General features: G+C 60.4%; 13 protein-coding genes. 9 read left to right on the top strand and 4 right to left on the bottom strand.

All coding sequences use genetic code 11. The annotated features are described in order from the left end of the window. Positions 1-32: 32 nt before the first annotated feature. The 3 genes from smpB to FDP25_RS10465 all read right to left on the bottom strand — a co-directional run bounded on the left by smpB (position 33) and on the right by FDP25_RS10465 (position 2,537). Entirely contained in the window at positions 33-509 is a 477-nt protein-coding gene (gene smpB / locus FDP25_RS10455; protein WP_154151449.1) for an SsrA-binding protein SmpB, read from the bottom strand. Positions 510-682: 173 nt separating this feature from the next. Beyond that, positions 683-1,777 (bottom strand): CaiB/BaiF CoA transferase family protein, encoded by a 1,095-nt coding sequence (locus FDP25_RS10460; protein WP_154151451.1) that lies wholly within the window; start codon positions 1,775-1,777, stop codon positions 683-685. 64 nt (positions 1,778-1,841) lie between these two features. Beyond that, positions 1,842-2,537 (bottom strand): SGNH/GDSL hydrolase family protein, encoded by a 696-nt coding sequence (locus FDP25_RS10465; protein ID WP_154151454.1) that lies wholly within the window; start codon positions 2,535-2,537, stop codon positions 1,842-1,844. A 167-nt stretch (positions 2,538-2,704) separates the two neighbouring features. On the opposite strand from FDP25_RS10465, the gene FDP25_RS10470 reads away from it, so the two are divergent. From FDP25_RS10470 to FDP25_RS10515, 9 genes are all read left to right on the top strand, one after another. Further along, the gene (locus FDP25_RS10470) at positions 2,705-3,634 is read left to right on the top strand and encodes an ABC transporter ATP-binding protein (protein WP_154151455.1); all 930 of its coding nucleotides are present in this window, start codon (positions 2,705-2,707) and stop codon (positions 3,632-3,634) included. Then, positions 3,631-4,392, top strand: coding sequence for an ABC transporter permease (locus FDP25_RS10475; RefSeq protein ID WP_154151457.1), 762 nt, complete (start codon positions 3,631-3,633; stop codon positions 4,390-4,392). The genes FDP25_RS10470 and FDP25_RS10475 overlap by 4 nt, the downstream gene beginning before the upstream one ends. 108 nt (positions 4,393-4,500) lie before the next feature. Further along, positions 4,501-5,298 carry a S49 family peptidase gene (locus FDP25_RS10480; protein WP_154151459.1) on the top strand — a complete coding sequence of 266 codons (798 nt, stop codon included), beginning with the start codon at positions 4,501-4,503 and terminating at the stop codon, positions 5,296-5,298. Between the two features lie 168 nt (positions 5,299-5,466). Next, entirely contained in the window at positions 5,467-6,432 is a 966-nt protein-coding gene (locus FDP25_RS10490) for a calcium/sodium antiporter (protein WP_154151464.1), read from the top strand. Between the two features lie 13 nt (positions 6,433-6,445). After that, a complete protein-coding gene (locus tag FDP25_RS10495) occupies positions 6,446-7,225 on the top strand; it encodes an SDR family oxidoreductase (protein ID WP_154151466.1) in 780 nt (259 codons plus the stop codon). Between the two features lie 291 nt (positions 7,226-7,516). Next, positions 7,517-9,385 (top strand): excinuclease ABC subunit UvrC, encoded by a 1,869-nt coding sequence (gene uvrC, locus FDP25_RS10500; protein ID WP_154151468.1) that lies wholly within the window; start codon positions 7,517-7,519, stop codon positions 9,383-9,385. A 110-nt stretch (positions 9,386-9,495) separates the two neighbouring features. Next, a complete protein-coding gene (gene pgsA / locus FDP25_RS10505) occupies positions 9,496-10,155 on the top strand; it encodes a CDP-diacylglycerol--glycerol-3-phosphate 3-phosphatidyltransferase (RefSeq protein WP_154151470.1) in 660 nt (219 codons plus the stop codon). Positions 10,156-10,159: 4 nt separating this feature from the next. Next, positions 10,160-10,405: a molybdopterin converting factor subunit 1 gene (moaD, locus tag FDP25_RS10510; protein ID WP_154151472.1), complete on the top strand. Its 246-nt coding sequence runs from the start codon at positions 10,160-10,162 to the stop codon at positions 10,403-10,405. After that, complete coding sequence (locus FDP25_RS10515; protein ID WP_154151474.1) at positions 10,406-10,849, top strand: molybdenum cofactor biosynthesis protein MoaE; 444 nt, start codon at positions 10,406-10,408, stop codon at positions 10,847-10,849. Between the two features lie 198 nt (positions 10,850-11,047). On the opposite strand, the gene FDP25_RS10520 is transcribed toward FDP25_RS10515, so the two are convergent. After that, the gene (locus tag FDP25_RS10520; protein WP_246175816.1) at positions 11,048-11,998 is read right to left on the bottom strand and encodes a GlxA family transcriptional regulator; all 951 of its coding nucleotides are present in this window, start codon (positions 11,996-11,998) and stop codon (positions 11,048-11,050) included. Between the last annotated feature and the right edge of the window lie 61 nt (positions 11,999-12,059).

Consider the following 12,059-nt stretch of genomic DNA (forward strand, 5'->3'; position numbering starts at 1 on the left):
AAAATAAGGGGAAAAGGGCTTGGGCACTTCCCCTAGCCGTGTTCCTTGAGCAAGCGCTGTTTCTGGCGGTTCCAATCGCGCTTGGCCTGGGTTTCGCGCTTGTCATGGGCTTTCTTGCCCTTGGCGATCCCGATCTTCAGTTTGGCGATGCCCTTGTGGTTGAAGTAGAGAACCAATGGCACAAGCGTCATGCCTTTGCGCTGTGTCGCGTTCCACAGGTCGGCCAATTCCTTCTTGGAAACCAATAGTTTACGCTTGCGCTTTTCTTCATGCGCAAAGGTCTTGGCTTGCTCATAGGGCGCGATATAGGAGTTCACCAACCACAGTTCGCCATCGTCCACGCTGGCATAGCTTTCCGCGATATTCGCCCCACCTTCGCGCAGGGATTTTACCTCGGAACCCTCAAGGATGATGCCGCATTCCAGATCGTCTTCGATGGCATAGTCGAACCGGGCGCGGCGGTTTTCGGCCACGACCTTGTAGTTCGGGTTGTCCTTCGGTTTTGCCATCTCTGTTTACCTTGTGCGGCGCTGCGGAAGCACCAAGATAGACCCTGTGAGAGGGCGATGAAAGGGGGGGCAGTGCGAATCGGTGTTAAGCCCTTGGATTAACGGCATAAACCCCGGTCTGCATCGCGTCGGTATTCTGTCGGTATCGCGTCGGTATTCCGGCCGGTATCGGCTCAGGTTAACAGGCCGCGCGCCCGCAGCTCCTTGCGCAACGCCTCGGAGTCGGCGCCGCGTTCCGGCGCGGGGCCGGGCGTGGCGCGCTGGCCGTCAAAGCGAGGGGCCGGGGCGGGCTGTGGGCCGGTGTCTGCCATGGTCCAAATCTCGCGGGCCGCGTTGTGGGCCTCTTGCGCCGCTTGCCACGGGGAAAGAACAGGCGCGACGCAAGCGTCGGAGCCTTCGAAAATCGTGGCCCAATGGCTGACGGGGTGCGTTGCGAAGATCGCGGACAGTTGCGCGGTTTGCCGGGGCCATTGGGCCGGGTCGTTCTGATCCGAAAAATCGGGACTGTCGGCCAACCCCATGAGGTCAAGGAAAGCGGCGTAGAACTTCGGCTCAAGGCATTGCACGCTGATATGCCCGCCACAGGAGCAGCGGTACACGCGCGACCAATGCGGCCCGTCCAGAAGGCTTGTGCCGCGTGCTTCGTGCAGGTTGTCCGAGGGGGCCATGGACATCAAAAGCGCCATCATATGTGCCGAGCCATCGACGATGGCGGCATCCACCACGGTGCCTTTGCCGGTGCGGGTGGCCGAAAGCAGGCCCGCAAGGATACCCGCCACCAGGTACATTGCCCCGCCGCCGATGTCGCCGACGAGGGTTGCCGGGGTTTGTGGCGTGTCGTCCGGCGCAGAGGCATACCAGAGCGCGCCGGATGTGGCGATATAGTTGAGGTCATGGCCCGCGGTTTGCGCTTTGGGCCCGGTTTGGCCCCAGCCTGTCATGCGGCCATAGACAAGGCGCGGGTTTTCGGGGTGGAGGTCATCGGGGCCTAGGCCAAGGCGCTCCATCACGCCGGGGCGGAAGCCTTCGATCAACGCGTCGGCGGTCGAGATGAGCGCGCGGGCGGTTTGCAGGTCGGCAGGGTCTTTCAGGTCAAGCGTGATCGAGCGTTTGCCACGATCCAGAAGGTTGACCTCGCCCGCTACCGGGTTGCCGCCACCGGGGCGGTGAATGACGATCACCTCGGCCCCCAGATCGGCCAGCATCATCGCGGCGAAGGGGCCGGGGCCAAGACCTTCGATTTCAACAATCCTGTATCCTTGCAACATGCGCGCGCCTCCTTCGTGCGCGCCAGACTAGGCGCTTGCGGGCGGGGTGCAAGGTGCGGATGCGTCAGCGGCGTCGCGCTTCGGTCTTGCGGATGATCTCGGCCACCCGTTTGCCGATCTCGGTGCTGCCCTTGGCCGAGGGGTGGATCAGGTCGACCGTGTGGTACGAACGGTCGCCATGTGGCACGACATCGGCCAAGGACAGGAAGTGCACCCCGCGATCCAGCTTGGACAGCCGGGACAGGCGGCGATCCATTTCATCGCCTTCATCGCGGCAGCCTTCGATGGGTGAGGTCACGCCGGGGGTGCGCAGGTAGCCAACAAGGATCACCTGTGAGCCTTTTTGGCGCAGGTCCGATACGAACCCGGGAATCGTACCGCGCTTGCCATCCTTGGAAATCAGCCGGTCAATCCGGTTATCGCATCGGCCACAGCCGCAGCCGAACCAGATGTCGTTTCCGCCGCCATTGAGCACGACCCAATCCCAGTTGCCGTCTACATATTGTTTGCGGATGTTCAGGCCCGCGCTGCCGGAGATGGGCAGGGCATAGAAATACTTGGCCCCCATGACGGAACGGTCGATCACATCCTCGCCCAAGGACCGCTCGACCGCGTGTGAAACCGATTGGCCCGTGGCCCCGTGAACCGCCAGCATCGAGTCGCCCATGGCAAGGATGCGCGCCGGGGCATCGCGGCTGACGGTTTCGGTGCAGCCGGTGAGTGTCAGCAAAAGGGCGGAGATCGTGAGCAGGTAGCGCATTGTCTGTCCTTGGGCCAAGGTTGGGTGAGCCTTGGAGATAACATGACACGCGTGGGTTGCCATACGGATAATGCCTCTGCGGGGGTGCACAGTTTCCCCTGCACAGACGGTGATTGCACTTCTGGGTCATTCGCCTAGCTTGGCGAACAATGTATCGGAGGGAACCCATGGCACCCATTGTCGAGGTCGAGGGGCTTCAAAAGACTTACAAAGGCGGATTCGAGGCGTTGAAAGGCGTGTCGTTGTCCATCGAGGAGGGCGAGATTCTGGCCCTGCTTGGCCCCAATGGCGCGGGCAAGACCACGCTGATCTCGGCGCTGTGCGGGATCACCACGCCCACCGGCGGTGCCGCGCGTGTGGGCGGGCATGACATCGTGGACGATTTCCGCGCGGCCCGGTCCCTGATTGGGCTTGTGCCACAGGAGGTGGCGCTTGAACCCTTCGAGAAGGTGATCAACACGGTGCGGTTTTCGCGGGGTCTGTTCGGCAAGGGGCGCGATGAGGCGTTGATCGAAAAGATCCTGCGGCAACTGTCGCTGTGGGATAAGCGCAATGCGCGAATTCGCGAGCTTTCTGGCGGGATGAAGCGGCGGGTCTTGATCGCCAAGGCGCTTTGCCATGAACCGCAGGTCTTGTTTCTGGATGAGCCGACGGCGGGTGTCGACGTGGAGCTTCGCCGGGATATGTGGCAGGTGGTCGAGGAGCTGCGCGAAAGCGGGGTGACCATTATCCTGACCACGCACTACATCGAAGAGGCCGAGGCGATTGCCGACAGGATCGCGGTGATCAATCACGGGGAAATCCTGTTGGTCGAGGAAAAGGATACCCTGATCCGGCGGATGGGTCGCAAGACATTGAGGATCGACCTGACCACGCCGGTTGCGGCAGTGCCAAAGGGGTTGGCGGGTTACGATCTGGAACTGGCCGAGGAGGGGGCGGCCCTCCTTTACCATTACGACACGCAGGGCGAGGGCACCGGGATCACCCGGCTGTTGCAAGCCTTGGCGGCCGAGGGCCTGTCGTTGAGCGATATTCACACGCGGCAGTCGAGTCTTGAAGAGATTTTCGTAAGTCTGGTGCAGGAGGGCGCGGCATGAACTGGCAAGGGGTGAAGGCCATATATGTCTATGAAATGAAGCGCTTTTTCCGCACGATCATGGAAAGCCTCCTGTCGCCGGTGATATCCACCACGCTTTATTTCGTGGTCTTCGGCGCGGCCATCGGGAGCCGCATCGACCAAGTGGAGGGCGTGACTTATGGCGCCTTCATCGTGCCGGGGCTGATCATGCTGAGCGTGATGACACAGGCGATTTCCAATGCCTCCTTCGGGATATACTTCCCCAAGTTCATCGGCACGATATTCGAGCTGTTCTCGGCCCCGATCAATTTCTTCGAGATCGTCATGGGCTATGTCGGGGCCGCGGCCACCAAGGCCCTGTTGATCGGGGTGGTTATCCTGCTGACAGCGGGGCTGTTCGTGGATATCGAGGTGCAGCATCCGCTGGCGATGGTGGCCTTCCTGATCCTGACCTGCCTGTCGTTTTCCCTCTTCGGGTTCATCATCGGGATCTGGTCGGAAAACTTCCAGCAATTGCAACTGATCCCGCTGCTGGTGATCACGCCCTTGGTGTTTCTGGGCGGGGCTTTTTATTCGATTTCGATGCTGCCGCCTGCGTGGCAGACGGTGACCCTGTTCAACCCCATCGTTTACCTGATCTCGGGGTTTCGCTGGGCGTTCTTCGGGTATGCGGACGTGCCGGTGGTGGCAAGCCTCTTGGCCATCGGGCTGTTCTTGGCGCTATGCCTCGGGATCGTATGGCTGATCTTCAAAACCGGGTATCGGATCAAGAGTTGATGCGCGCGTGACTATTTTGCCTGACTCGTCAGGCAAATGTGCCTTTCTTTCGGTGGCTCCGGGATTGCTGCCTTGTTTAAGCCGCGCGGGCATTCTACATGCCCTAGCATGATAGCGCATATTCCCTTTCTCAAACGCGGACCGCTTGTCGCGGTGATCCGGTTGCAAGGTTCCATCGGTATCGGTGGCCGCAATCAGTTGAGTGACGAGACACTGGGGCCAATCATTGAAAAGGCTTTCAAGCGGGGCAAGCCCAAGGCGGTGGCCCTCGTGATAAATTCGCCGGGTGGGTCGCCTGTGCAGTCCTCTTTGATTGCCGCACGTATCCGGCGGCTGGCCGAGGAAAAAGGCGTTCCCGTACATGCCTTTGTTGAGGATGTGGCGGCCTCGGGGGGGTATTGGCTGGCGGCGTCGGCAGATGACATCTGGGCCGACCAAGGGTCGATCGTGGGGTCGATAGGCGTCATTTCGGCGGGCTTTGGCGCGCCGGTGTTCCTTGCCCGCCAAGGGGTGGAGCGCCGGGTGCATACCTCGGTCCATTCCAAGAGTTTCATGGACCCTTTCCTGCCGGAAAAGGACGAAGACGTTGCGCGGTTGAAGGCCATTCTGGAACAAATGCACGGTGGTTTTACCGATTACGTGAAAGCGCGCCGTGGAGACAAACTTTCAAACGACGAGGATCTTTTTACCGGGGAGTTCTGGCTGGGCCGCCGGGCGTATGAGCTGGGCCTTGTGGATGGCATTAGCCATGTCGTGCCCAAACTGAAGGAGCTTTACGGCGACGATGTACGCTTTGCCAAATATGGCCGGAAGCGCGGGCTGCTGCAAAAGTTTGGCGCCAGTGTCGCGCAGGATGCACTGGCCGCGGTCGAGGAACGGGCGGATTACGCCCGGTTCGGGCTCTGACGTGATCGTCAAGATTGTCATACTGTTTCTGGTCTTCATGGGCGTCATGGCCATGTTTGGAAAACTGCGTTTTCCGGGGCAGCAAAAGCTGGCCTCGGCAAAATGTCCCAAATGCGGCCGGTTCCGTATCGGGAAAGGCCCCTGCCAGTGTCAGAAAAAGGTGCGTAAATGATTGAATGGGGTCTTGCCGCGCTTGGCCTTGTGATCTTGCTTCTGGCGGGCGATGCCCTTGTGAAGGGGGCCGTCAACCTGAGCCTGCGGTTGGGCGTGCCGGCCTTGATCGTCAGCCTGACGATCGTGGCTTTTGGCACGTCGGCGCCCGAGCTTTTGATCTCGGTGAACGCGGTGCTGGACGGAAAGCCGGGGCTGGCGCTTGGCAACGTGGTGGGCTCGAATACTGCCAATATCCTGTTGGTTCTGGGGATTCCGGCGATCCTGTCGGTGCTTCACACGAGTGAGTGCAACACGCGCAAGACCTATATTTTCATGTTGGTCGGATCGGTGATTTTCATCGCTCTGGCCTTCATGGGCGAGTTCAACATCGTTTCCGGGCTGATCCTGCTGGCACTTTTGTCATTCGTCCTGATCGATGCCTTTCTTGAGGCTGGACGCCATCGCAAGGCCAATGCAGCGCTGATGCTGACCGAAGCTGATGGAGAAGAAGACGTCGAAGGCGCCGACCCCGATATGCCGTGGTGGCAGATCATCGTTTTCCTCGTGCTTGGCCTGATCGGCTTGCCGCTTGGGGCGGATCTGTTGGTGGACAATGCCTCGATCATCGCACAGCGCTATGGTGTGAGCGATGCGGTGATCGGCCTGACGCTGGTGGCGCTGGGCACGTCGTTGCCGGAACTGGCGACGACGGTGATGGCGGCCCTGCGCAAGCAGGCCGACGTGGCGCTGGGTAATGTGATCGGGTCGAACATGTTCAACCTTTTGGCCATCATCGGGATCACCGCGCTTGTCGGGCCAATTCCTGTAGAGGCCGAGTTCTTGCAGTTCGATCTGTGGGTGATGTTGGGCGCATCGCTGTTGATTGCTCCCTTTGTATTTTTGAAACAGGACATCGGGCGCTTTTGGGGGGTGGCCTTGACGGGCCTGTATCTGGCCTATGTCACCATTGTTCTGACATAAACGGAGGCGAACGATGGCGACGGCATTGGTGACAGGAGCAGGCAAGCGGCTTGGCCGTGCCATGGCGCTTGAACTGGCGCGGCGGGGCTTTGACGTGGCCGTACACTATGCCACCAGCCGAGATGAAGCCGACGCGGTGGTGCAAGAGATCGTCGGCATGGGGCAACGCGCCGTTGCGGTGCAGGCCGACCTGTTGGTCGAGGCCGAGGTCGAGGCGCTTTTGCCCAAAGTTATTGAGGCGCTTGGCGGGCCTGTGACCTGTCTGATCAACAATGCGTCGATCTTCGAGTATGACAATATACAGACCGCAACGCGCAAAAGCTGGGACAGGCATATGCAAAGCAACCTGCGTGCGCCATTCATCCTGACACAGGCGGTTGCGGCGCAAGTGCCCGAGCCCGAGCCGTGCGAAATGGGTGAGCCTGTGGCACGTGGGTTGATCATCAACATGGTTGACCAGCGGGTGCGCAAGCTGACGCCTGAGTTCATGACCTACACTCTGGCCAAGGCGGGTCTTTGGACCCTGACCCAGACCGCGGCACAGGCGCTTGCGCCGCGTGTTCGGGTGAATGCCATCGGGCCGGGGCCTACGCTACAGGGGCACCGCCAAAGCGACAGCCATTTCCAACGGCAACGGCAATCGACGGTGCTCAATCGTGGTGCGAATGCCGGGGATATCGTCGCGGCCCTGGCCTATTTCCTGGATGCGCCAGCCGTCACCGGGCAGCTTTTGTGCGTTGATGGCGGTCAGCATCTGGGGTGGCAGACGCCGGATGTTCTGGGTGTTGAGTGAGTGTGCCGCTAGGTAAGTTGTGCACCTGTCACGAAGCCGTTAACAGCGCGTTACAAAAACTTTAATGTTTTCAATGTTTTGGCGCGCGTGCAAAAAATACCCGTTGTTTTTCAATGTGTTATATATGTGCCTAATTTTTGGGCACATCGGCGAAATCCACTGGATTCAACGAAAAATTCCGGTTGGCCGTAGTTTGCCCACAAAGTTATCCACAAAATTCGTGGACATGTTTTCTCTTGTCCCCACGGCGATAAGATTGCAGCACAACCCGAGAATCAGACTGATAAGCCCATGACCGAGACCCCCGAGGACAACACGCCCGAAACCGGGCATAAGGTGATCCAGTCTTACCTCAAGACGCTGGATGCCTCGCCGGGTGTGTATCGTATGTTGGATGCGCAGGCGCGGGTGCTGTACGTGGGCAAGGCGCGAAACCTGAAAGCGCGGGTCTCGAGTTATGCCCGGCCCACCGGACACACGCCGCGCATTGCCCGGATGATCCGCGAAACCGCCTCGATGATGTTCCTGACGACCTCGACCGAGACCGAGGCACTGTTGCTGGAACAGAACCTCATCAAGCAGCTCAAGCCGCGGTACAATGTGCTTTTGCGTGACGACAAGAGCTTTCCGAATATCCTTGTGACGGCGCATGATTTTCCGATGATCAAGAAGCATCGTGGCGCCAAGAAAGAGAAGGGGCAGTATTACGGCCCCTTTGCCAGTGCGGGCGCGGTGAACCGGACGTTGTCGCAGTTGCAGCGGGTGTTCCAGTTGCGCAATTGCAGCGATGCACAGTTCGAAACCCGCACGCGCCCCTGCCTGCAATACCAGATCAAACGCTGCACCGCGCCCTGCGTGGGCTATATCAGCAAGGCGGAGTATGCCTCGGCGGTGAAGGATGCGCAGCGGTATCTGTCGGGCCGCTCGACCGAGATTCAGGACAAGCTCAAGGCGCAGATGAGTGAGGCCTCGGAGGCCATGGAGTATGAGCGCGCGGCGGCGCTGCGGGATCGGATCAAGGCCCTGACGCAGGTGCAGACCGCCCAAGGGATCAACCCGCGCACGGTGGAAGAGGCCGATATCATCGCTCTACATCTTGAGAAGGGGCAGGCCTGTGTGCAGGTGTTCTTTATCCGGGCCGGGCAGAACTGGGGCAACCGGGATTTTTATCCGCGTGTGGGCGCCGATGTGGAAGAGGCCGAGGTGCTGGAGGCCTTCATCGGGCAGTTCTACGACACCAAGGATCCGGCACGGCAGTTGATCCTGTCGCATCCCATCGAGAACGCCGATCTGATGGCCGAGGCGCTGACCGAGAAGCTGGGCCGGAAGGTGACATTGCTGGTGCCGCAGAAGGGCGAGAAGGCCGAGCTTGTGGATGGCGCGTTGCGCAACGCCCGCGAAAGCCTTGCCCGCAAGATGGCGGAAAGCGCGACGCAAGCCAAACTATTGAAAGGATTGGCAGATGCCTTCGATCTGCCCGGCCCGCCGCAGCGCGTCGAGGTCTATGACAACAGCCATATTCAAGGCAGTCATGCCGTGGGCGCGATGATTGTGGCGGGTCCCGAAGGCATGATGAAAAACCAGTACCGCAAGTTCAACATCAAGGGCGATGACCTGACCCCCGGGGATGACTTCGGGATGATGAAAGAGGTGCTGACCCGGCGCTTCAAACGCCTGTTGAAAGAAGATCCCGAGCGCAAGGAAGGCCATTGGCCCGACCTGTTACTGATCGACGGGGGCGCGGGGCAGGTGAGTGCCGTTGCCCAGATCATGCGCGAAATGGGGGTCGAGGATATCCCGATGGTCGGCGTGGCCAAGGGGGTGGATCGCGACCACGGCAAGGAAGAATTTCACCGCACCGGCAAACGCCCGATGGCCCTGCGCCACAACGACCCGGTTTTGTATTTCATTCAACGGCTTAGGGACGAGGCCCACCGTTTTGCCATCGGCACCCATCGGGCCAAACGGGCGAAGGCCATGGGGGCCTCTCCCTTGGATGAAATCCCCGGCGTGGGGGCGGCGCGCAAGCGCGCACTTCTGGCGCATTTCGGATCGGCCAAGGCGGTGAGCCGCGCGGCACTGGCGGATTTGAAAGCGGTGGAGGGGGTCTCGGCGGGCTTGGCACAGAAGGTCTATGATCATTTCCACGAAAAGGGCTAAGTACCGGAATTCGTGACGAATTCCGGACCGTTTCCCGGGCGGGAAACGGCGCCCCAAATCGCCGTATAGTGTGTCTTTCCACGCGGGGAAATCCGGGCTAGAAACATGCCATGACGTGGAATGTTCCCAATATCCTGACCTTGCTTCGGCTGCTCGCGGCACCGGGGGTGGCGGTCATGTTCTTGTACTTCAACCGGCCATGGGCGGATTGGTTCGCGCTGACGCTGTTCATCGGGGCGTCGATTACCGACTACTTCGACGGCTACCTCGCAAGACTTTGGAAACAAACGACAAAGCTGGGAACGATGCTGGACCCGATCGCCGACAAGGCGATGGTGGTGATCGCCCTGATGGTGATCGTGGGCTATTCGAGCATGTCGCCCTGGCTTGTCCTGCCGGCGACGGTGATCTTGTTTCGCGAGGTTTTCGTTTCGGGGCTGCGTGAGTATCTGGGCGATACCGCCGGGACGCTGAAGGTCACGCAGCTTGCCAAGTGGAAAACCACGGCGCAAATGGTTGCGATTGCTGTGCTTTTTGCCCAAGGCGTCTTCGAACATTACCTTGGTATGTCGGCCATGGGGATGGATCAGGCGACGTACGATGCCATATTAAGGGGTGAGGAAGAAGATCTGCATGGCCTGCGGTGGAAGATGATGGGTATGGTTTGGACTGGGCATGCAGGGCTGTGGCTGCTTTGGATCGCGGCCGCGCTGACATTGATCACGGGCGTGGATTACTTTAGGAAATCAACGCCTTACCTGAAGGATTAGGCAGATGGACGTGCTCTATTTCGCATGGGTCCGGGAGCGGATCGGACACCCCAAGGACAAACTTGAGACCGGGGCCGCGACGGTGCGGGATCTGGTCGAGGAGTTGCGTGGGCTGGAAGAACGCTATGAGGCGGCTTTTGCAGATCTGGATGCCCTTCGTGTGGCTGTGGATCAGGAGCTTACGGACTTTGACGCGCCGTTGGCCGGGGCACGTGAAGTGGCATTTTTCCCCCCAATGACAGGGGGTTAGATGGATATTCGGGTTCAGGAATCCGCTTTTGATCTGGGCGCGGAAGCCAATGCCTTTGCCGCGCGGCAGAAGGGTATGGGCGCGGTCGTGACATTTACCGGGATCGTGCGTGACCTGGGTGAGGGGGATTTGCAGGCGATGCAGATTGAACATTACCCCGGCATGACCGAAAAGGCGATTTCAAAGATTGCCGATGAGGCTCTAACCCGTTGGAATCTGGGCGATATTCTGGTCATTCATCGGCATGGGGTTTTGCAGGCCGAGGATTTGATCATGATGGTCGCCACGTCTTCGCCGCACCGGGTTGAGGCCTTCGAGGCGGCGGAATTCCTGATGGATTACCTGAAATCCCGCGCGCCGTTCTGGAAGAAGGAGGTCACCCCCGAGGGGGCGGATTGGGTGGCAGCCAAGGACGAGGACGAAGACGCGCTGAGCCGCTGGTAAAAACGTACGAGTCGTACGTTTTGTACGCGAGTTTCGTACGAAAATCGGCAGGTGGCCTGGCGGGATCGTACGAGTCGTACGAAATTTTCCAGAATGAGGGGCTGCGCCCCGCAGGTTTGGTGGGGTGAGGGGCGCTGCCCCTCTTGGCCTTCGGCCAATTCACCCCGGGATATTTTTCGAAAAGAAGAAGGTGGAGCCTTATCGGTAGTGCGATGGCGGCTGGCCGAAGTGTTGGGCGTAGACGCGCGAGAAATGCGACGAGGAGGCGAAGCCGGTGGCGAGCGCGATTTCGGTGAGCGGGAGCGAGGAGTTGCGCAGCAGGCTGCGGGCGGTGTCGAGGCGCAGGCTGCGGTAGAAGCCCATGGTGGAGCGGCCGAGTTTTTCCTGAAAGAGCCGGTTGAGGTGGCGGGGGGAGACCCCGGCCATTTGCGCGAGGTCCTTTAGGGTTACGGGGTCCGCGATATGGGTTTCCATGGTGGCCACGGCATCGAGCAGGGCGGGATCGGTGGTACCGAGGCGTTCGACCAGACCGGCGCGTTGCGGGCCGATGGAGGGGCGGACCTCGGTGTGCATGAACCAGTCGCTGACGCTGCGGGCGAAGGGGGCGCCGTGATGGTTGGTGATGAGGGCGTGCATCAGGTCCATCGGGGCGGTGCCGCCGGCGCATGTGACGCGGTCACGGTCGATGACGTAAAGTGTGCGTTCGATGGCGAGATGGGGGGAGACCTCGGCCAGTGCCGTTGCGTGTTCCCAGTGGACGGTCATGCGCCGCCCGTCCATCAGCCCGGCGCGGGCGAGGATCACCGGGCCGCCCGAGACCCCGCCGAGGCGGGCACCGCGCCGCGCCATGCGGGAGAGCCAGTTGGTGACGCGGGCATCGTCAAAGCCTGTGGGGTCACCGCCCGTGATAACGAAGAGGTAGTCGAGGTCAAGGGCATCGCCCACCTTTGCCCGTGGTGTGACGCTGGCCGTGCCAGAACTGTGGATGGGTTTGCCGCCGGTGGTGATGTCGATCATGTCGTAAAGCGGACGCCCCGCGAGCAGGTTGGCGGCGCGCATCGGTTCCGTCAGCGATGCGTAGGACATGAGCGCGAAGCCATCGAGCGGCAGGAGGCCGATCCGGCGGGATGGTTTGGGTGTATTGGCCATAACAGGCAAGTATATGGCTGTTTTGGAAAAGTCCATGGCCGCGAGTCGGGGCACAGTCGCG

The sequence above is a fragment of the Roseovarius bejariae genome (assembly GCF_009669325.1).
Taxonomy (GTDB): domain Bacteria; phylum Pseudomonadota; class Alphaproteobacteria; order Rhodobacterales; family Rhodobacteraceae; genus Roseovarius; species Roseovarius bejariae.